Raw genomic sequence first — 20,587 nt, 5'->3', positions numbered from 1 at the left:
CGGCCTTAGCGTTCCCCGCCCTGCTGGGGAACGCCATCAAGGTTCAAACGGCCGCCGCTGGAACTGGTCGTGGCCGCATTTCGGGCACAGCGGCAGCACCTCCGGCGTGTAGAACGCCAGGTGGTAGTGACACTGCTCGCACACCAGATTGCCCAGCCCCACCACTTCACCGCTGTGGTAAACGCCGTGGTGGCTGACATCCTTGAACACCTCGCGCCACTCCAGCTGGGTTTTGTCGGTGATATCCGCCAGTTCCTGCCACAGGCTCTCTTTGATCACCCGCATAAACACGCTGTCGGTAAACTCGTCCCGGCTCTCCTGATAGCTGCGGGCGAACTCTTCCAGATCGCGCCGCACTGCCTGCGTCACCTGCCGCACCTCATCGCGGGTCAGATCCTCGGCCTCGTTCAACCGCCGCTCCGCGCTGGCCACCAGTTCGTCGATATCGCGTTCACCGTTTTTCAGGCGTTCGGTCAGCGATGCCACCAATTCGCGGTAATACTGAGCAACCTTGTTCATAGACTCTCCTCGATAAACGCTGCGCCGGACTTGGCTGTAGGGATACCCCTAAGCTACTTGTTCTTATTTTAGCCGTAAATGACTGATGTCACTTGGCAAGACGCGGGATCCGCAGGTTGTGAGCCGCGTCATGACGACGCTTTTTTTAAATGCGCCGAATCAGGCGCTTGGAGTTGTTGCCGGGAGGTCTTATCAGCTATGCTATGCGGATCTACGAATACTAAATGTTCATTGCGTTGCCTCTGACCGGGGCAACGGTTTACACCTACAGGACCACCGGCCGCCATGCAAGAGCAATACCGTCCAGAAGACATAGAATCGAACGTACAGCTTCACTGGCAAGAGAAGCAGACTTTCAAAGTTACCGAAGACGACAGCAAGGAAAAGTACTACTGCCTATCCATGCTGCCTTACCCGTCCGGCCGACTGCACATGGGCCACGTTCGTAACTACACTATCGGCGACGTGATCTCGCGCTATCAGCGCATGCTGGGCAAAAACGTGCTGCAGCCGATCGGCTGGGATGCGTTCGGCCTGCCGGCGGAAGGCGCGGCGGTGAAAAACAACACCGCACCGGCCCCGTGGACCTACGACAACATCGAATACATGAAGAACCAGCTGAAACTGCTGGGCTTCGGCTACGACTGGGATCGCGAAATCGCCACCTGCCAGCCGGAATACTACCGCTGGGAACAGTGGTTCTTCACCAAGCTGTATGAAAAAGGCCTGGTCTACAAGAAGACCTCGGCGGTGAACTGGTGCCCGCACGATCTGACCGTGCTGGCCAACGAACAGGTTATCGACGGCTGCTGCTGGCGCTGCGACACCAAGGTCGAGCGTAAAGAGATCCCGCAGTGGTTCATCAAAATCACCGCCTACGCCGATCAGCTGCTGAACGATCTGGACACGCTTGAAAGCTGGCCGGAGCAGGTGAAAACCATGCAGCGTAACTGGATTGGCCGCTCCGAAGGCGTGGAAATCACCTTCGACGTGGCGGACAGCGAAGAGAAGCTGACGGTTTACACCACCCGTCCCGACACCTTCATGGGCGCCACCTACGTGGCGGTCGCCGCGGGCCACCCGCTGGCGCAACAGGGCGCGCGCAACAACCCGGCGCTGACCGACTTCATCGACGAATGCCGCAACACCAAAGTTGCCGAAGCCGAAATGGCGACGATGGAGAAGAAAGGCATGCCGACCGGCCTGTTCGTTGTCCACCCGCTGAGCGGCGAGAAGCTGCCGGTGTGGGTCGCCAACTTCGTGCTGATGGAATACGGCACCGGCGCCGTGATGGCGGTACCGGCGCACGACCAGCGCGACTGGGAATTCGCCACCAAATACGATTTGCCGATCAAACCGGTGATCCTGAACCTCGACGGCAGCCAGCCTGACGTGAGCGCCGAAGCGATGACCGACAAAGGCGCGCTGTTCAACTCCGGCGAGTTCGACGGCCTGGACAATGAAACGGGCTTCAACGCCATCGCCGACAAACTGGTCGCCAAGGGCGTAGGCCAGCGCAAGGTCAACTACCGTCTGCGCGACTGGGGCGTTTCCCGTCAGCGTTACTGGGGCGCGCCAATCCCGATGGTGACGCTGGAAGACGGCACCGTGATGCCGACGCCGGAAGACCAGTTGCCGGTGATCCTGCCGGAAGACGTGGTCATGGACGGCATCACCAGCCCGATCAAGGCCGATCCTGAGTGGGCGAAGACCACCGTCGACGGCCAGCCGGCGCTGCGTGAAACCGATACTTTCGACACCTTTATGGAGTCTTCCTGGTACTACGCGCGCTACACCTGCCCGCAGTATGACCAAGGCATGCTGGATCCGGCCGCCGCCAACTACTGGCTGCCGGTCGATCAATATATCGGCGGCATCGAACACGCCATCATGCACCTGATGTACTTCCGCTTCTTCCACAAGCTGATGCGCGATGCGGGCCTGGTGGATTCCGACGAGCCGGCCAAGCGCCTGCTGTGTCAGGGCATGGTGTTGGCCGACGCCTTCTACTACACCGGCAACAGCGGTGAGCGCGTCTGGGTGTCCCCGGTTGACGCCACCGTCGAGCGCGACGACAAGGGCCGCATCATCAAGGCCACCGATCCGCAAGGCCGTGAACTGGTCTATGCTGGCATGAGCAAAATGTCGAAGTCGAAAAACAACGGCATCGACCCGCAGGAGATGGTGGAAAAATACGGCGCGGACACCGTGCGTCTGTTCATGATGTTCGCTTCACCGGCAGAAATGACGCTGGAGTGGCAGGAATCCGGCGTGGAAGGGGCTAACCGCTTCCTGAAACGCGTGTGGAAACTGGCCTACGATCACGTGGAAAAAGGCGCGGTGCAGCCGCTCGACGTAGCAGCGCTGAACGAAGATCAGAAAGCGCTGCGCCGCGATCTGCACAAAACCATCGCCAAGGTGACCGATGACATCGGCCGCCGTCAGACCTTCAACACCGCGATCGCCGCCGTGATGGAGCTGATGAACAAGCTGGCCCGCGCACCGCAGGAGAGCGAGCAGGATCGCGCGCTGCTGCAGGAAGCGCTGCTGGCCGTGGTTCGCATGCTGTATCCGTTCACCCCGCACGTGTGCTTCACGCTGTGGCAGGCGCTGGGCGGCGAAGGCGACGTGGACACTGCGCCATGGCCGGTTGCCGACGAGCAGGCGATGGTCGAAGACTCCAAACTGGTGGTGGTGCAGGTGAACGGCAAGGTTCGCGCTAAAATCACCGTATCCGCCGATGCGACCGAAGAGCAGGTGCGTGCGCGCGCTGCCGAAGAGCATCTGGTGGCTAAATATCTGGACGGCGTCACGATTCGCAAAGTGATCTACGTTCCGGGCAAACTGCTTAACCTGGTTGTGGGTTAACACAAGGAGGAATTGTGCGACAACGCATTCTGACGCTGTTGCTGGGGTTGGCGGTGCTGGTCACCGCCGGCTGCGGTTTTCACCTGCGCGGCACCACGCAGGTGCCTAATGAAATGAAAACGCTGATCCTGGACAGCGCTGACCCTTACGGCCCGTTGACGCGCTCGGTGCGCGAACAGCTGCGTCTGAACGACGTGACTATCGTCAGCGATCCGAAGCGTAAAGACGTGCCTTCCCTGCGCATCGTCGGCGCGACGGAAAGCCAGGATACCGCTTCGATCTTCCAGGACGGTAAAACCGCCGAGTACCAGCTGGTGCTGACCGTGCAGGCGCAGGTGCTGATCCCGGGCCATGACCTGTATCCGCTGTCGGTGAAAGTGTTCCGTTCCTTCTTCGACAACCCGCTGACCGCGCTGGCCAAGGACTCCGAACAGGAGATCATTCGCCAGGAAATGCGTGAGCAGGCGGCGCAACAGCTGGTGCGCAAACTGCTGGCCGTGCATGCGGCGGAAGAAGATAACCGGCAGAAAGCCGCTGCCGCCGGCGAACGAGCGGCAAGCCAAACCGCACAATGATCCGCATTTACCCGGAACAACTTGCCGCGCAGCTCCGAGAGGGGCTGCGCGCTTGTTATTTATTGAGCGGCAATGAACCGCTGCTGCTGCAGGAGAGCCAGGATTTGCTCCGGCAGGCCGCGCAACAGCAGCAGTTCAGTGAGCACTACAGCATTTCCCTCGACGCCCATACCGACTGGGACGCCATCTTCGGCATCTGCCAGGCGATGAGCCTGTTCGCCAGCCGCCAGACGCTGCTGCTGATCTTCCCGGAAAACGGCCCGACGGCGCCGATCGGCGAACAGCTGACCAAACTCGCCACGCTGCTGCACGAGGATATTCTGCTGATCCTGCGCGGCCCGCGCCTCACCAAAGCGCAGGAAAACAGCGCCTGGTTCAAGGCGCTCAGCCCGCACGGTGCCCTCGTCAGTTGCCAGACGCCGGAACAGGCGCAGCTGCCGCGCTGGGTCGCCACGCGCGCCAAGGCGATGAAGCTGGAGTTGGACGACGCCGCCAATCAGCTGCTGTGCTACTGCTACGAAGGCAACCTGCTGGCGCTGTCGCAGGCGCTGGAGCGGCTGTCGCTGCTGCACCCGGACGGCAAGCTCACGCTGCCGCGCGTCGAACAGGCGGTGAACGACGCCGCCCACTTCACGCCGTTCCACTGGCTGGATGCCCTGCTGGCCGGCAAGAGCAAGCGCGCCTGGCATATTTTGCAGCAGCTGCAGCAAGAAGACGTGGAGCCGGTGATCCTGCTGCGCACCCTGCAGCGCGAACTGCTGCTGTTGCTGACGCTGCAGCGCCGCATGGCTTCCGCGCCGCTGCGCACGCTGTTCGATCAGCACAAGGTCTGGCAGAACCGCCGCCCGCTGGTGACCCAGGCGCTGCAACGCCTGTCCGGCCCCCAGCTGCAGCAGGCGGTACAGCTGCTGACGCAAATCGAGCTGACCCTCAAGCAGGACTATGGCCAGTCGGTCTGGCCGGAACTGGAAACCCTGTCGATGCTGCTGTGCGGCAAACCCTTGGCCACGAGTTTTACCGATGCCCACTAACCCGGAACACCCCACCGTTTTGCACGCGCTGTTCGGCGGCACCTTTGACCCGATCCACTACGGCCACCTGCGGCCGGTGGAAGTGTTGGCCGCCGAAGTGGGCCTGAATCGCGTCACGCTGCTGCCTAACCACGTGCCGCCGCACCGCCCACAGCCGGAGGCCAATGCGCAGCAGCGCCTGAAGATGGTCGAGCTGGCGATCGCCGGCAATCCACTGTTTGCCGTCGACGATCGCGAACTGCACCGCACCACCCCCTCCTACACCATCGAGACGTTGGAAACGATTCGTAAAGAGCGTGGCGCCGCCCAGCCGCTGGCGTTTATCATTGGTCAGGACTCGCTGCTGACGCTGCATAAGTGGCACCGCTGGCAGGCGCTGCTGGACGTGTGTCATCTGCTGGTGCTGGCGCGCCCGGGCTATAACGATCGCATGGACACGCCGGAACTGCAGCAGTGGCTGGAACGCCATCGCACCGCCGACCCGGCGCTGCTCAGCCGTCGCCCGCACGGCCATATCTATTTGGCCGATACGCCGGAGCTGGAAATTTCCGCCACCGAGATCCGTCAGCGCCGCCATCAGGGCCTCAACTGCGACGATCTGCTGCCACGCCCGGTGCAGCGCTATATCGAGTTGCAGGGTTTATATCGCTAGCGAAAGGTGCGTGATATACTGCGCCGCTATTTTTCAGGTATCCGCTGAAAACCCCGGAAACCTTAGCTGGCCGGGCAGTCACCAGTTAGCTGGCTTTCAGCGGCAGCCTGCCGAAACCATTATCCGGTTACGCCGCGGCGCGCGCATTTTGCCCGCCGCAGCCGACTGAACAGAACACACCCGAGGGGGAACCTTTGCAAGGTAAAGCGCTCCAAGATTTCGTCATCGATAAAATCGATGATCTGAAAGGCCAAGACATTATCGCTCTGGACGTCCAGGGCAAATCCAGCATCACCGACTGCATGATCATCTGCACCGGCACCTCGACTCGCCACGTGATGTCGATCGCCAGCCACGTGGTGCAGGAATCCCGTGCCGCGGGCATGGAACTGTACGGCATGAAAGGCCAGGAAGCCTCCGACTGGATCGTGGTCGATCTGGGCGAAGTGATCGTACACGTGATGCAGGAAGAGAGCCGTCGCCTGTACGAGCTGGAAAAACTCTGGAGCTAAGCGGTGAAACTGCAATTGGTGGCGGTCGGCACCAAAATGCCAGACTGGGTACAAACCGGCTTTATGGATTACCTGCACCGCTTTCCCAAAGATATGCCGTTTGAGCTGACCGAGATCCCGGCGGGCAAACGCGGCAAAAACGCCGACATCAAGCGCATTCTGGACAAGGAAGGCGAACAGATGCTGGCGGCGGTAGGCAAAGGCAACCGCATCGTTACGCTGGATATCCCAGGCACGCCGTGGGAAACGCCACAGCTGGCGCAGCAGCTTGAACGCTGGAAGCAGGATGGCCGCAACGTCAGCTTGCTGATCGGCGGCCCGGAAGGGCTGGCGCCCGCCTGCAAAGCCGCTGCCGAGCAGAGCTGGTCACTGTCTCCGCTGACGCTGCCGCATCCTTTGGTGCGCGTCCTGGTGGCCGAAAGCCTCTACCGCGCCTGGAGTATTACTACAAATCATCCTTACCACCGGGAATAGCCGGTGGTGACCGTGACAGAGTGAAATAAAGCAGCGGGATGAAAATAGAACGTAACCCTTTTCGCGACTATACGGCTGAATCCGCCCTGTTTGTACGCCGCGCCCTGGTGGCGTTTCTGGGCATCCTGGTGCTGTCCGGCATCCTGATCGCCAACCTGTATAATCTGCAAGTGCTCCGCGTCGAGGATTACCGCACCCGCTCCAACGAAAACCGCATCAAGCTGGTGCCCATCGCGCCCAGCCGCGGCATTATCTACGATCGCAACGGCACCCCGCTGGCGCTCAACCGCACCATTTATCAGCTGGAGCTGATGCCGGAGAAGGTCGACGATCTCAAGGCCACGCTGCAGGCGCTGCGCACGGTGGTCGATCTGACCGACGACGACATCACCAATTTCGAAAAAGAGCGCAAGCGTTCGCGCCGCTTCGTCTCCATTCCGGTGAAAACCGCGCTGACCGAGGTGCAGGTCGCCCGCTTTGCGGTCAATCAGTTCCGCTTCCCCGGCGTGGAAGTGAAAGGTTACCAGCGCCGCTACTATCCTTACGGCTCCGCCCTCACCCACGTCACCGGCTACGTGTCGAAGATCAACGACCGCGACGTCGAACGCCTGGACAAAGACGGCAAACTGGCCAACTACGCCGCCACCCACGATATCGGCAAACTGGGCATCGAACGCTATTACGAAGACACGCTGCACGGCAAAACCGGCTACGAAGAGGTCGAGGTCAACAACCGCGGCCGGGTGATCCGCCAATTGCACGAGCAGCCGCCTTCCGCCGGTCAGGACGTCTACCTGACGCTCGATCTTGAGCTGCAGCGCTACATCGAGCAGTTGCTGGTGGGCAGCCGCGCCGCGGTGGTGGTGAGCGATCCGCGCACCGGCGCCATCCTGGCGATGGTGTCCAACCCGAGCTACGATCCGAACCTGTTCGTGGACGGCATTTCCAGCAAGGATTATCAGGGGTTGCTGAACGATCCGAATCGCCCGCTGATCAACCGCGCCACGCAAGGGGTTTACCCGCCCGCGTCGACGGTGAAACCTTATATCGCAGTGTCGGCACTCAGCGCCGGCGTGATCACCAAGAACACCGTGGTGTTCGATCCCGGCTGGTGGCAACTGCCCGGCTCGGAAAAACGCTTCCGCGACTGGAAAAAATGGGGCCACGGCCGCCTGAACGTCACCAAGGCGCTGGAAGAGTCCGCGGATACCTACTTCTATCAGGTCGCCTATGACATGGGGATCGATCGGCTGTCGAGCTGGCTGACCAAATTCGGTTACGGCCAGTACACCGGCATCGATCTGGCCGAAGAGCGTTCCGGCCTGATGCCGACGCGCGAATGGAAGCTGAAACGCTATAAAAAACCGTGGTATCAGGGCGACACCATTCCGGTGGGCATCGGCCAGGGCTACTGGACCGCCACGCCGATCCAGATGGCCAAAGCGCTGAACACCCTGATCAACGACGGCACCGTCAAAACGCCGCACCTGCTGCAGAGCACCCGCGTCAACGGCGCGCTGGTGCCGTTCAAACAGGAAGAGAGCACGCAGATCGGCGATATTCACTCCGGCTTCTGGGAAATCGCCAAAGACGGCATGTACGGGGTGGCCAACCGTCCGAACGGGACGGCGCGCAAGTACTTTGCGGACGCACCTTATAAAGCCGCGGCGAAATCGGGTACCGCACAGGTATTCGGCTACGAAACCTACAACGCCCACAAACTGGCGGAGCACCTGCGCGATCACAAGCTGATGACCGCCTTCGCGCCGTTCAACAACCCGACGGTGTCGGTCGCCATCATTCTGGAAAACGGCGGCTCCGGTCCGGCGGTGGGCACCATCACCCGCCAGATCCTCGACCATATCATGCTGGGCGACAACAATACGCAATTGCCAAGCGAGGCCCCGCTGCCGCCTGGCGTAGAAGGTGACTAAGGTAGAACATGACTGAAAGCCAACAAAAAGGCTCGATCTGGACCAAAATCCACATCGACCCGACGTTCCTGCTGCTGATCCTGGCCCTGCTGGTCTACAGCGCCTTCGTGATGTGGAGCGCCAGCGGCCAGGACATCGGCATGATGGAGCGCAAGATCGGGCAGATCGTCATGGGGCTGATCGTGATGGCCGTCATGGCGCAAATCCCGCCGCGCGTGTACGAAAGCTGGGCGCCCTATCTGTATATTTTCTGCGTGATTTTGCTGATCCTGGTAGACGCCTTCGGGCAGATCAGTAAAGGCGCGCAGCGCTGGCTGGATCTGGGCGTGGTGCGCTTCCAGCCGTCGGAAATCGCCAAGATCGCCGTGCCGCTGATGGTGGCGCGCTTTATGAACCGCGACGTCTGCCCGCCTTCGCTGAAAAACACCGCCATCGCGCTGGTGCTGATCTTCCTGCCGACGCTGCTGGTGGCCGCACAGCCGGATCTGGGCACCTCGATCCTGATCGCCGCCTCCGGGTTGTTCGTGCTGTTCCTGTCGGGCATGAGCTGGAAACTGATCGCCGTCGCCGCCGTCGCGCTGGCGGCCTTTATCCCGGTGCTGTGGTTCTTCCTGATGCACGGTTATCAACGCGACCGCGTCATGATGCTGCTCGATCCGGAAAGCGACCCGCTCGGCGCCGGCTATCACATCATTCAGTCGAAGATCGCCATCGGCTCCGGCGGCCTGTCCGGCAAGGGCTGGCTGCACGGCACCCAGTCGCAGCTGGAGTTCCTGCCGGAGCGCCATACCGACTTTATCTTCGCCGTGTTGGCCGAAGAGCTTGGGCTGATCGGGGTATTGGTGCTGCTGGCGCTCTACCTGCTGGTGATCATTCGCGGGCTGATGATCGCCGCCAAGGCGCAAACCACCTTCGGCCGCGTGATGGTTGGCGGCTTGATGCTGATTTTGTTCGTTTATGTCTTTGTTAACATCGGTATGGTCAGTGGCATTTTGCCGGTAGTTGGCGTACCTTTGCCTCTGGTCAGTTACGGGGGTTCGGCGCTGATAGTGTTGATGGCCGGTTTCGGCATCATCATGTCGATCCACACGCATCGGAAAATGCTGTCTAAAAGTTTATAAGAGGTGAGTAATGCGTAAGGAATGGCTTTGGATCGGCGTTGCGGCGGTGTTGCTCTCCGCCTGTACCGCCCCGACCACGGAACAGCAGGCGCCACAGCAGCCGTACAACGGCCCGGTGGTGGAAATCGGTGGCGTCGAGCCTCAATATGAACCCTATAACCCTAACAACATGCAGGATTATAAGGTTAATGGCGATACTTACCGCATCGTAAAAGATCCGCAGAACTTCTCGCAGACCGGCCTGGCGTCCTGGTATGGCGAAGAGGCCAACGGCAACACCACGGCGCTGGGTGAGCAGTTCGATCCCAACGGCCTGACCGCGGCGCACCCAACGCTGCCAATCCCAAGCTATGTGCGCGTCACCAACCTGGCCAACGGCCGTCAGCTGGTGGTGCGCGTCAACGATCGCGGGCCATACACCAAGGGCCGCATCATCGATCTGTCGAAAGCCGCCGCCGACCGCCTCAACCTGTCCAACAACACCAAGGTCAAAGTCGATTTCATCAACGTGGCGCCGGACGGCACGCTGAGCGGCCCGGGCACCATCGGCACCATCGTGGCGAAACAGAGTTACGCCCTGCCGGCACGCCCGGATCTCGGCGCCAGCGGCATGGGCACCCCGATCCAACAGGACGTGCCGGTCGCCGGCGGCGCGGCGGTGCGCCCGATCGATAACAGCACCCTGCGCACCGACGATGGCGCTCCGGCAAACGCCGGCAACGGCCGCAGCGGTTTCCTCGGCGCGCCAAGCGCAGTACCGGCCGGCGTGCTGGAAGGTTCCGAACCGGAAGCCGCCGCCGTGGCCGCTCCGGTTGCGGCCGGCGCTGCGGCGGCCGGCATGGCGGCCGCTTCTTCCTCCGGCGGTTACGTGGTGCAGGTCGGTGCGCTGAGCAGCGCCGAGCGCGCCCAGAGCTGGCAGCAAAGCCTGAGCCAACAGTTTGGCGTGCCGGGCAAAGTGGCAGCCAACGGCAACGTTTATCGCGTCCAGCTCGGCCCATTCAGCAGCCGTCAGCAGGCGGCCCAGCTGCAGCAACGCCTGGCCAGCGAAGCGCAACAACAGTCTTTCGTTACTGCTGCACCCTAAGCGTTATGCCCGGCGGGCATTCGCGGCTGATAAGCGGTTATTTAGCTGAAACATTTTCTTGCAGCTAAAAGGTCTTTAACCGCGATTAGTCAGATGAATGGATAATGCCTGCCGGGATCGCATCTGCTATAGTGTGGCTCGTTTTTTAACTTTACTTTCACGGATGTTGTAGTCCCGATCATGAAACAAGTAACTTCTTTTCGCTTAATCAAAAGCATCGCACTCGGCACCGTTATCGCAATGAGCGCAGCCTCCGTTGCACATGCCGATGACGTTAACATCAAAACCATGATCCCAGGTGTCCCGCAGATCGATGCGGAAGCGTACATCCTGATTGATTACAACTCCGGCAAGGTGCTGGCCGAGATGAACGCCGACGCGCGTCGCGATCCGGCCAGCCTGACCAAAATGATGACCAGCTACGTCATCGGCCAGGCGCTGAAAGCGGGTAAAATCGGCCAAGACGATCTGGTGACCGTCGGTCAGGACGCCTGGGCGACCGGCAACCCGGTGTTCAAAGGCTCCTCGCTGATGTTCCTGAAGCCGGGCGATCGCGTGCCGGTCTCCAAACTGACCCGCGGCATCAACCTGCAGTCCGGTAACGACGCCTGCGTGGCGATGGCCGACTACGTCGCCGGCAGCCAGGACGCGTTCGTTAACCTGATGAACACCTACGTCAGCAAGCTGGGCCTGCAGAACACCCACTTCCAGACGGTACACGGCCTGGATGCTCAGGGCCAGTACAGCTCGGCGCGCGACATGGCGCTGATCGGCCAGGCGCTGATCCGCGACGTGCCGGACGAGTACGCGATTTACAAAGAAAAAGAGTTCACCTTCAACAATATCCGCCAGATGAACCGCAACGGTCTGCTGTGGGATAACAGCCTGAACGTCGACGGCATCAAAACCGGCCACACCGACGCGGCGGGTTACAACCTGGTGGCTTCGGCGACCGAAGGCCAGATGCGCCTGATCTCCGCCGTGATGGGCGGCCGCACCTACAAAGGCCGCGAAGCCGAGAGCAAGAAACTGCTGACCTGGGGCTTCCGCTTCTTCGAAACCGTGGCGCCGCTGAAGGTCGGTAAAGAGTTCGCTTCCGAGCCGGTCTGGTTCGGCGATGCCGACCGCGTTGAACTGGGCGTGGACAAAGACGTCTACCTGACCATCCCGCGCGGCCGCATGAAAGATCTGAAGGCCAGCTATGTGCTGAACACGCCGGAAATTCACGCGCCGCTGGCGAAAAACCAGGTGGTCGGCAGCATCAACTTCCAGCTGGACGGCAAAACCATCGACCAGCGTCCGCTGGTGGTGATGAACGAAGTGAAAGAAGGCGGTTTCTTCAGCCGCATCGTGGACTACATCAAACTGATGTTCCACCACTGGTTCGGTTAACGGTTGAAACGGGCGAAATTGCCCCCATATAGTGAATAACACTAACTCCCGCCCCGGCGGGAGTTATACTTTATAGATTAGCTAGCACTCTGGAGCGCACGCACATGCAAAAAACTAAACTGAACGAACTGCTCGAATTCCCTTGCCCGTTTACCTACAAGGTGATGGGCCTGGCGCAGCCTGAGCTGGTTGACCAGGTAGTTGAAGTGGTGCAGCGCCATGCGCCGGGCGACTACAACCCGCAGGTCAAGCCGAGCAGCAAAGGCAACTACCACTCGGTCTCCATCACCATCAACGCCACTCACATCGAGCAGGTCGAAACCCTGTACGAAGAGTTGGGTAACATTGAAATTGTTCGCATGGTGCTGTAATTCCAGCATAAACCCCTGCTTATCAACCCGGGATGGCGCAGCGTCTTCCCGGGTTGCGCATTTTTGGTCAGCGAAAGGCTGGCCGCAGACCGGAGCGCCCGGTATAATGGCTTTACCACTTCTGTAACCTGACGATGACTCTTTTGCAACCAGACAAGATCATTTTGCGTCAGCTGGGGTTGCAGCCCTACGCGCCTGTATCCCAAGCCATGCATAACTTCACCGACAGTCGTACCGAGACCACGCCGGACGAGCTGTGGCTGGTGCAGCATCACCCGGTGTTCACCCAGGGCCAGGCCGGCAAAGCCGAGCATGTGCTGATGCCCGGCGATATCCCGGTGATTCAGAGCGATCGCGGCGGCCAGGTGACCTACCACGGGCCGGGCCAGCAGGTGATGTACGTGATGGTCGATCTGAAACGCAACAAGGTCGGCGTACGCCAATTGGTCACGGCGATAGAAGATACGGTTATCAACACCCTCGCCCACTTCCGCCTCGAATCGCGCGCCCGTCCGGATGCGCCGGGCGTGTACGTGGGGGAGCAGAAAATCTGTTCGTTGGGTTTGCGGATCCGCAAAGGCAGCTCATTCCACGGCCTGGCCCTGAATGTGGCGATGGATCTCAGCCCCTTCCAACGCATCAACCCTTGCGGTTACGCCGGCATGCAGATGACGCAGGTCAGCGCGCTGGCGCCCGGCGTTGGCATTGAAGACATACACCCAATCCTGGTACAGGAATTTGTTCATTTACTCGGCTACCAGACGGTCGAGCTTCGTAACTGGAACCTGCACGATTATGAGTAAACCAATTCAGATGGAACGCGGCGTCAAATACCGCGATGCTGACAAAATGGCGCTGATCCCGGTCAAAACGGTGGTCACCGAACGGCAGGAGCTGTTGCGTAAACCCGAGTGGATGAAGATCAAACTGCCTGCCGACTCAACGCGCATTCAGGGCATCAAAGCCGCGATGCGTAAAAACGGCCTGCACTCCGTCTGTGAGGAAGCTTCGTGCCCTAACCTGTCCGAGTGCTTCAACCACGGCACTGCCACCTTCATGATCCTCGGCGCCATCTGTACCCGCCGCTGCCCGTTCTGCGACGTGGCCCACGGCCGCCCGATCGCGCCGGACGCCAACGAGCCGGAAAAGCTGGCGCAAACCATCGCCGACATGGCGCTGCGTTATGTGGTGATCACCTCGGTTGACCGCGACGATCTGCGCGACGGCGGCGCTCAACACTTTGCCGACTGCATCTCGGCCATCCGCGCCAAGAGCCCGAACATCAAAATTGAAACGCTGGTGCCGGACTTCCGCGGCCGTATGGATCGCGCGCTGGAAATCCTCACCGCCACGCCGCCGGACGTATTCAACCACAACCTGGAAAACGTGCCGCGCGTATATCGCCAGGTGCGCCCGGGCGCCAACTACGAGTGGTCGCTGAAGCTGCTGGAGCGCTTTAAAGAAGCGCACCCGGATATCCCGACCAAATCCGGCCTGATGGTCGGCCTGGGCGAAACCAACGCGGAAATCGTCGAAGTGATGCGCGATCTGCGCCGCCACGGCGTGACCATGCTAACGCTGGGGCAATACCTGCAGCCGAGCCGTCACCACCTGCCGGTGCAGCGCTACGTCAGCCCGGCCGAGTTCGACGAGATGAAAGAAGAAGCGATGGCGATGGGCTTCACCCACGCCGCCTGCGGCCCGTTCGTGCGTTCGTCTTACCACGCCGATCTGCAGGCCAAAGGGATGGAAGTGAAATAACGCGTAATAGTTTGTTACGCTAAAGACGGCGGAAACGCCAAAAAACGGATGTCCGCAAGGCATCCGTTTTTTATTGCGCGCCACCAGGCGGGGTTAAACGTCTTTCTTTTCGACGCTCTGCTGAGCGGACTGGCTTTCGGCGGCGTTGTTGCCGGCGGCCGGCGGCGTGCTGTCGTCGCCCACGGCTTTTTTAAAGCCTTTCAGCGCCGCGCCAAGATCGGCGCCGAGCGTGCGCAGTTTGCTGGTGCCGAACAGTAAAATCACCAACACGGCAATCACCAGAAGTTTGGTAATGCTGATACCTTCCATACTCACCTTCTTATCATAGAGCGCTGCGTGAACAGCGAGAAAAACTGACCTTGCCTGCGAATATTTAGCGACTTTCCTTCGGCTCGCACAACCGCAACATGTAACAGAGTGAGATCCGTCGCAGGAATGCCACGCGGCCGCACGGCGCGGATTCCAGACTATTCTTAGTTTATCGCCCGCATGATACGCTGCCGTGATACTTATCAGGGAGATGCCGGATGTATATTGCTCCACCCATTTTCGATGCCCGAAAATCCGGCCTCAGCTTCGCCAAACGCACCTATCTGCCCCGCGTCGCCGGCCTGGGACTCGGCTTTATCTGCGTCTGCGCCGCGCTCTACCCCTTGGCTCCGCCCACGGCGGTCTGGCTATTGCTGGCCTTTCACGGCTTTCTCTGGCCGCATCTCGCCTACCGCCTGGCCCGCCGCGCCAAAGATCCGTTCAAAGCCGAGATCCGCAACCTGCTGATCGACTCCGCCTTCGGTGGCTTCTGGGCCGCGATGATGGCGTTCAATGCGCTGCCGGCGATCGTCATCCTGTCGATGATGAGCATGAACAACATCGCTTCCGCCGGCAAAGCGCTGTTTGTCAAAGGGTTGGCGATTCAATTGGCCACGGCGGCGCTGACCGGCGCGCTGCTCGGCTTCCCGTTTCAACCGCACAGCACGCCGCTGCAAATCTATCTGTGCCTGCCGATGATCTACCTGTACCCGACGCTGCTCGGGCTGGTGACCTACCGCACCGCCAAGCGGCTGGCGGAAAAGAAACAGGAGCTGCAACGCATCAGCACTCGCGATGGGCTGACCGGCTTGTACAACCGCCGCCACTGGGAGCACCTGCTGCATCGCCAGTTTGACAGCTGCCGCCGCTACCAGGACAACGCCACGCTGATCCTGATGGATATCGATCGCTTCAAAACCATCAACGACACCTTCGGCCACGCTTTAGGGGATGAGGCCCTGGCGGCGCTGGCGGAAGAGCTGCTGATCGGCTTGCGCAACGTGGATATCGTCGGGCGCTACGGCGGCGACGAGTTTGGCGCAGTGCTGCCGAACACCAGCGCCGAACAGGCGGTAACCGTCCTGCGGCGCATCCAGCAGCGGCTGGACGCCGTCATCTTCAAAGAGGCACCACAGCTGCGGCTGCAGATCAGCGCCGGCATCGCCAACTACCACCCCGCGCTGGGCGGTTATCTGGACTGGCTGAAAGCGGCCGACGGCGCGCTTTACCGGGCGAAGCAAAATGGCCGCAACCGGCTGGAAACGGCGGCGCCGACGGGCGACTAACTGACTGGTTTAATAACTTGGCAAAATACTTCGGCGCTTCGACAAAGCCTTCACGCCGGTAAAACGCATGCGCCCGCTCGCTTTCCACCGCCACCAGCAGCGCCTCGGTGCCGGGATAATCCAGCGCCGTCATTAATTCGGCGATCGCTCAGGCGCGCCGTTCTGATTTTCATGGGGTGACCTCGCAGATTGTCGATACTACAAAATAGGCGGCGTTAGGTGTAACATCCATCCGGTGCGGCGAAAAAGGCCGTGCGGCACGCTGGAGATGACATTCCTCCCTAACCGCCTTCACAGGCTGATGATGTCTACGTAACCTCTCGGAGAGAGGCGCGTAGCGTTACGCCTGTCCCTTTCCGAACCCCGTGAATTTCTCTGATTGAAAGGGAGTTGCCCCATGTTGAGCTCTTTACTGGCCGTATTTATCGGCGGCGGCGTCGGCAGCGTTTTGCGCTGGGCGGTAAGCATGAAAATGAACCCGCTGAACGCCCACATTCCGCTCGGTACGCTGATGGTCAATCTGATCGGCGGTTTTATCATCGGCCTGGCGATGGCGATTTTCACCCGCATGACGCATCTGGATCCCACCTGGAAATTGCTGATCACCACCGGGTTCTGCGGCGGCCTGACCACCTTCTCCACCTTTTCGCTGGAGGTGGTATACCTGATGCAGGATGGCCGCTTCGGCTGGGCGCTGGCCAACATGCTGCTCAACCTGGCCGGCTCGCTGGCGATGACGCTGCTGGCTTTCATGCTGGTGATGTGGGTCAACGGGCGCTAAGCCCTTAATGTTTCCTTAATCTTGCATGCGCATAATCTCATCCAGTACTCCTGACTGGATGAGAAACCGCTATGTTTAGCCTGCCGAAAACCGCCGCCGAAGCGATTGCCGTTGCGCTGTGCGTGCTGATCGTCGCCGCCTTTATCAAATCCTACCTGTTCGCTTAAGCGCTTTTTCCCGCAGCACGCGTTCATGTTGCGTCTTTCCCGCCGGTTACACTACAATTGAGAATGAACGTTCACACCCAGAAATGTGAACCCGGCTCACGCGTAGCAAAGGATCGGGCAGATGCTCTCCCCCAACGACAGTAAACAGGCCAAGGTGCAGGCCCGCCGCGATCAGATCGTCGAAGCGGCGAAAACCAGCTTCCGCCGCCACGGCTTCCACGCCGCCAGCATGGCGGAGATCGCCCAGGGCTCGCAGCTCAGCGTCGGGCAAATCTATCGCTATTTCGCCAATAAAGACGCGATTATCGAAGAGATCGTCAACCGCATCATCGCCAGCAAGATGCAACGGCTGGAAAACCTTGGCGATCACATCAACCTGATCGCCGGCACGCTGGCGGCGCGCACGCTGTTTCAGCAGCCGGGCGAGAGCGAAACCGATCACATGCTGATGCTGGAAGTGACCGCCGAGGCCACGCGCAACCCGGTGGTAGCCAAAATGCTCAGCGATGCGGAAGCGCGGCTGTTTCGCCACGTGTGCCACAACCTGCAGCGGCTGTATCCCGATTTCAGCGCGGAAGAGATCGCCGCCCGGGTGGAGTTTATCGCCGTCATGAGCGAAGGCACCGGTTACCGCATCCTTACCACGCAAAAAGCCGATGCGTCCCTGCTGCGCGAGCTGTATCAGCAGGCCATTTCTCACCTGTTCAGGAAACGCTAATCTCCCATGACCAAACACTTAGCCAGACAACGTCTGGTGTACGCCGTCGTGCTTGGCCTGTTGGCCGCGCTGGGGCCGCTGTGCACCGATCTCTATCTGCCCGCCCTGCCGGAAATGGCGGGCGAACTGAATACCTCCACCGCCGCCGCACAGCTCAGCCTGACCGCCGGGTTGCTAGGCCTGGGCGTCGGCCAGCTGATTTTCGGCCCTTACAGCGACAAACTGGGCCGCATGCGCCCGCTGTTGCTGTCGCTGATCCTGCTGCTGGGTGCTTCGCTGTGGTGCGCCCTCGCGCCCACCATCGACCAGTTGCTGATCGCCCGTCTGCTGCAGGGCATCGCCGGCGCCGGTGGCGCGGTGATTTCCCGCGCCATTGCCCGCGATCTGTACGCCGGCCATGAGCTGACCCGCTTCTTCGCCCTGCTGATGCTGGTCAACGGCCTGGCGCCGATCGTCGCGCCGGTGCTGGGCGGCGTGATGCTGCAGGTGATGAACTGGCGCGGCATCTTCGGCGTGCTGGCGGCCATCGCCGTGCTGCTGTTCAGCCTGTCGGCGCTGAAGCTGCGCGAATCCCTGCCGGTAGAACGCCGCAGCCAGGGCGGTATCCTGGCGATGCTGATGTCGCTGGGCGGGTTGCTGACCCAGCGCTATTTCATGGGCCTGTGCCTGACGCAAGGCTTCGTGATGGCCGGCATGTTCGCCTATATCGGCGCCTCGCCTTTCGTCTTGCAGCAGATCTACGGCCTCAGCCCGCAGATGTTCAGCCTGTGCTTCGCCATTAACGGCGTCGGGCTGATCATTGCGGCGCAGCTGGCCAGCCGCCTCAGTTCGCGTTGGGGGGAGCGTCGGGTATTGAAGAGCGGGCTAACGCTGGCGGCCGTCGCATCGCTGTTGCTGCTGTTGGCCGCCGCGCTGCATGCGCCGCTGGTCGTATTGCTGGTGCCGCTGTTCTTTTCGGTGGCGGTGATCGGCATCGTCGGCCCGACCGCCTCTTCGCTGGCCATGCAAAGCCAGGGTGACAAAGCGGGCAGCGCCTCGGCCTTGATCGGCGTGTGCATGTTCGCCCTCGGCGCCTGCGCCGTGCCGCTCACCGGGCTGGGGGGCACCTCGGGCCTGTCGATGGCGCTGACCATCGTCGGCTGTTACGCCATCGCTATCCTGCTGTTCAGCCTGTTGGCCCGCCGCAGCGAGGCATAACGCGCCCAATAAAAAACCCGCTCAATGAGCGGGTTTTAAGAAATTCAGCTACGCAGCTTAGATAGCAGTAACGTTAGCGGCAGATGGGCCTTTGGCACCGTTCGTGATTTCAAACTCTACACGCTGGCCTTCAGCAAGCGTTTTGAAACCGTTGCTAACGATGGCAGAGAAGTGAACGAAAACGTCCTTGCTACCATCTTCCGGAGTAATGAAACCGAAGCCTTTGGATTCATTAAACCACTTAACGCTACCTTTAATCTTAGACATCAAACTTACCTTTAACGTGAATGAAAGACACAAAACCTGTGTCGATTACAGTACAGCAAGCAGGCAGGATTTTGTCCACCACCGCGATCACAGAAATCCGATAAAGAGTGAAAAAATCCGTGTAGCCCGGTGTAAATGGATTGCACCGGTTGCGATAAGCTCCCGTTCCAGGTCAATCCTCTCCACGCGCCGGCGAACAATGCGCGAACGGCCAAACCCGCCCGCTTACCCCAGCGTTGACGCCCCCATGCAGACGCAATCGCTATGAAATATAACCAGATGGTCTTTTTGCTTCGGCGGCCGCTGCACTAGGGTTAGGGTTTATTTCCCACTGTGAGCCAAGCCTATGACCAGCCAGTTGGCAGACAAAATCATCGCCTATCGGCGTGAGCTGCACCAAAACCCGGAGCTTTCCAATCACGAATTCGCCACCACCGCCCGGCTGACCCGCTGGCTGCAAGAGGCGGGCATTCGCCTGCTGCCGTTGGCGCTGAAAACCGGCGTCGTGGCGGAGATTGGCAGCGGCAAGGGGCCGATCATCGCGCTGCGCGGTGACATTGACGCCCTGCCGATCGACGAAATCGCCGACGTGCCCTTCAGCTCGCAAAACCGCGGCGTGATGCACGCCTGCGGCCACGACTTTCACACCTCGGTGATGCTCGGCGCCGCACACCTGCTCAAAGCGCGTGAGGCCGACCTGCCCGGCACGGTGCGCATCTTCTTCCAACCGGCGGAAGAGACCTTCAACGGTGCCCGGCATCTGATCGACGCTGGCGCGCTGGATAACGTTGCGGCGGTATTTGGCCTGCATAACGCGCCGGAGCTGCCCACCGGCACCTTCGCCACCCGCGCCGGGCCGTTCTACGCCAACGTCGATCGCTTCCAGATCCTCATCACCGGCAAAGGCGCGCACGCCGCCAAACCGGAACAGGGCGTCGACACCATTGTCACCGCCAGCCAGATCGTCGGCGCACTGCAGACGCTGCCCAGCCGCAGCTTCAGCTCGCTGGAATCGCTGGTGGTGAGCGTAACGCGCATCGAAGGCGGCAATACCTGGAACGTGCTGCCGCAAACCGTGGAGCTGGAAGGCACGGTGCGCACCCACAGCGACGCGGTGCGCCGCCAGGTGCCGGACAAAATTCGCCAGGTGATCGACGGCGTTGCCGCCGCGCTGGGCGCGCAGGCCGAACTCCGCTGGCAGCCGGGGCCGCCGGCGGTAATCAATGATCCGCATTGGGCGGCGTTCAGCAAAACCGTCGCCGCCGAGGCCGGCTACCGGGTCGAAGAGGCGGAACTGCAGATGGGCGGTGAAGATTTCGCGCTGTATCTGCACCATGTGCCGGGCGTATTCGTCAGCATCGGCTCCGCCAGCGAATTCGGCCTGCATCATCCGCGTTTCAATCCCGATGAACGCGCTCTGTTCCCCGCCGCGCAATATTTCACGCTGCTGGCGGAACGCACGCTGCAACAATTAACCACCGCGCCGGAAAAAGCCCTCAGCAACGCCTGAATAACGGTAAAGCGTATTTCCCCGACGCCGCGGATGCCGCGTCGGGGATTATTTTTTC

Annotated in this window: 21 protein-coding genes and 1 riboswitch; of the genes, 18 read left to right on the top strand and 3 right to left on the bottom strand. The window is 60.7% G+C overall.

Translation table 11 applies throughout. From position 1 onward, the window contains the following. Nucleotides 1-36: 36 nt before the first annotated feature. The gene (locus tag SSARUM_RS05555) at nucleotides 37-519 is read right to left on the bottom strand and encodes a zinc ribbon-containing protein (RefSeq protein WP_025301844.1); all 483 of its coding nucleotides are present in this window, start codon (nucleotides 517-519) and stop codon (nucleotides 37-39) included. Between the two features lie 285 nt (nucleotides 520-804). On the opposite strand from SSARUM_RS05555, the gene leuS reads away from it, so the two are divergent. The 13 genes from leuS to lipA all read left to right on the top strand — a co-directional run bounded on the left by leuS (nucleotide 805) and on the right by lipA (nucleotide 14,294). Then, complete coding sequence (leuS, locus tag SSARUM_RS05550) at nucleotides 805-3,387, top strand: leucine--tRNA ligase (protein WP_060429656.1); 2,583 nt, start codon at nucleotides 805-807, stop codon at nucleotides 3,385-3,387. Nucleotides 3,388-3,401: 14 nt separating this feature from the next. Further along, nucleotides 3,402-3,962, top strand: coding sequence for an LPS assembly lipoprotein LptE (lptE, locus tag SSARUM_RS05545; RefSeq protein ID WP_033647199.1), 561 nt, complete (start codon nucleotides 3,402-3,404; stop codon nucleotides 3,960-3,962). Continuing rightward, nucleotides 3,959-4,993, top strand: coding sequence for a DNA polymerase III subunit delta (gene holA / locus SSARUM_RS05540; RefSeq protein WP_033647201.1), 1,035 nt, complete (start codon nucleotides 3,959-3,961; stop codon nucleotides 4,991-4,993). The genes lptE and holA overlap by 4 nt, the downstream gene beginning before the upstream one ends. After that, nucleotides 4,983-5,645, top strand: coding sequence for a nicotinate-nucleotide adenylyltransferase (gene nadD / locus SSARUM_RS05535; RefSeq protein ID WP_033647203.1), 663 nt, complete (start codon nucleotides 4,983-4,985; stop codon nucleotides 5,643-5,645). Before holA ends, nadD begins: the two co-directional genes overlap by 11 nt. Before the next feature lie 194 nt (nucleotides 5,646-5,839). Then, entirely contained in the window at nucleotides 5,840-6,157 is a 318-nt protein-coding gene (gene rsfS / locus SSARUM_RS05530; protein ID WP_016928774.1) for a ribosome silencing factor, read from the top strand. Between the two features lie 3 nt (nucleotides 6,158-6,160). Next, nucleotides 6,161-6,631 (top strand): 23S rRNA (pseudouridine(1915)-N(3))-methyltransferase RlmH, encoded by a 471-nt coding sequence (gene rlmH / locus SSARUM_RS05525; RefSeq protein WP_004940002.1) that lies wholly within the window; start codon nucleotides 6,161-6,163, stop codon nucleotides 6,629-6,631. Nucleotides 6,632-6,669: 38 nt separating this feature from the next. Beyond that, a complete protein-coding gene (mrdA, locus tag SSARUM_RS05520) occupies nucleotides 6,670-8,565 on the top strand; it encodes a peptidoglycan DD-transpeptidase MrdA (protein WP_033637428.1) in 1,896 nt (631 codons plus the stop codon). 8 nt (nucleotides 8,566-8,573) lie between these two features. Next, complete coding sequence (gene mrdB, locus SSARUM_RS05515; RefSeq protein ID WP_004940006.1) at nucleotides 8,574-9,686, top strand: peptidoglycan glycosyltransferase MrdB; 1,113 nt, start codon at nucleotides 8,574-8,576, stop codon at nucleotides 9,684-9,686. Between the two features lie 10 nt (nucleotides 9,687-9,696). Next, nucleotides 9,697-10,770 (top strand): endolytic peptidoglycan transglycosylase RlpA, encoded by a 1,074-nt coding sequence (rlpA, locus tag SSARUM_RS05510; protein ID WP_041033851.1) that lies wholly within the window; start codon nucleotides 9,697-9,699, stop codon nucleotides 10,768-10,770. 180 nt (nucleotides 10,771-10,950) lie between these two features. Next, nucleotides 10,951-12,162 (top strand): D-alanyl-D-alanine carboxypeptidase DacA, encoded by a 1,212-nt coding sequence (dacA, locus tag SSARUM_RS05505; protein WP_033637426.1) that lies wholly within the window; start codon nucleotides 10,951-10,953, stop codon nucleotides 12,160-12,162. A 104-nt stretch (nucleotides 12,163-12,266) separates the two neighbouring features. Further along, entirely contained in the window at nucleotides 12,267-12,533 is a 267-nt protein-coding gene (ybeD, locus tag SSARUM_RS05500; RefSeq protein WP_033637425.1) for a DUF493 family protein YbeD, read from the top strand. Between the two features lie 134 nt (nucleotides 12,534-12,667). Beyond that, on the top strand, nucleotides 12,668-13,336 hold the full coding sequence (gene lipB / locus SSARUM_RS05495; RefSeq protein ID WP_033637424.1) for a lipoyl(octanoyl) transferase LipB: 669 nt from the start codon (nucleotides 12,668-12,670) through the stop codon (nucleotides 13,334-13,336). Continuing rightward, nucleotides 13,329-14,294: a lipoyl synthase gene (lipA, locus tag SSARUM_RS05490; protein WP_025301835.1), complete on the top strand. Its 966-nt coding sequence runs from the start codon at nucleotides 13,329-13,331 to the stop codon at nucleotides 14,292-14,294. The genes lipB and lipA overlap by 8 nt, the downstream gene beginning before the upstream one ends. Before the next feature lie 93 nt (nucleotides 14,295-14,387). On the opposite strand, the gene tatA is transcribed toward lipA, so the two are convergent. Then, the gene (tatA, locus tag SSARUM_RS05485; protein WP_004940019.1) at nucleotides 14,388-14,603 is read right to left on the bottom strand and encodes a Sec-independent protein translocase subunit TatA; all 216 of its coding nucleotides are present in this window, start codon (nucleotides 14,601-14,603) and stop codon (nucleotides 14,388-14,390) included. Between the two features lie 218 nt (nucleotides 14,604-14,821). Between tatA and SSARUM_RS05480 the strand changes: the two genes are divergently transcribed. From SSARUM_RS05480 to SSARUM_RS05465, 4 genes are all read left to right on the top strand, one after another. Continuing rightward, on the top strand, nucleotides 14,822-15,889 hold the full coding sequence (locus tag SSARUM_RS05480) for a diguanylate cyclase (protein WP_060420307.1): 1,068 nt from the start codon (nucleotides 14,822-14,824) through the stop codon (nucleotides 15,887-15,889). Nucleotides 15,890-16,144: 255 nt separating this feature from the next. Continuing rightward, a riboswitch (Fluoride riboswitch) is annotated at nucleotides 16,145-16,207 on the top strand. 79 nt (nucleotides 16,208-16,286) lie between these two features. After that, nucleotides 16,287-16,670 carry a fluoride efflux transporter CrcB gene (crcB, locus tag SSARUM_RS05475; protein ID WP_004940022.1) on the top strand — a complete coding sequence of 128 codons (384 nt, stop codon included), beginning with the start codon at nucleotides 16,287-16,289 and terminating at the stop codon, nucleotides 16,668-16,670. 288 nt (nucleotides 16,671-16,958) lie between these two features. Beyond that, a complete protein-coding gene (locus tag SSARUM_RS05470; protein ID WP_033637421.1) occupies nucleotides 16,959-17,555 on the top strand; it encodes a TetR/AcrR family transcriptional regulator in 597 nt (198 codons plus the stop codon). Between the two features lie 6 nt (nucleotides 17,556-17,561). Further along, nucleotides 17,562-18,752, top strand: coding sequence for a multidrug effflux MFS transporter (locus tag SSARUM_RS05465; protein ID WP_048321340.1), 1,191 nt, complete (start codon nucleotides 17,562-17,564; stop codon nucleotides 18,750-18,752). 57 nt (nucleotides 18,753-18,809) lie between these two features. On the opposite strand, the gene cspE is transcribed toward SSARUM_RS05465, so the two are convergent. After that, nucleotides 18,810-19,019 (bottom strand): transcription antiterminator/RNA stability regulator CspE, encoded by a 210-nt coding sequence (cspE, locus tag SSARUM_RS05460; RefSeq protein ID WP_004940030.1) that lies wholly within the window; start codon nucleotides 19,017-19,019, stop codon nucleotides 18,810-18,812. A gap of 346 nt (nucleotides 19,020-19,365) precedes the next feature. Here cspE and SSARUM_RS05455 point away from each other — a divergent pair, with 346 nt between their 5' ends. Then, entirely contained in the window at nucleotides 19,366-20,529 is a 1,164-nt protein-coding gene (locus SSARUM_RS05455; protein WP_033637419.1) for a M20 peptidase aminoacylase family protein, read from the top strand. Nucleotides 20,530-20,587 lie beyond the last annotated feature (58 nt).

The sequence above is a fragment of the Serratia sarumanii genome (assembly GCF_029962605.1).
GTDB lineage: Bacteria > Pseudomonadota > Gammaproteobacteria > Enterobacterales > Enterobacteriaceae > Serratia > Serratia sarumanii.
Note: the sequence above shows the minus strand (reverse complement) of the source record. Positions and strands in the feature narration are given on the sequence as shown.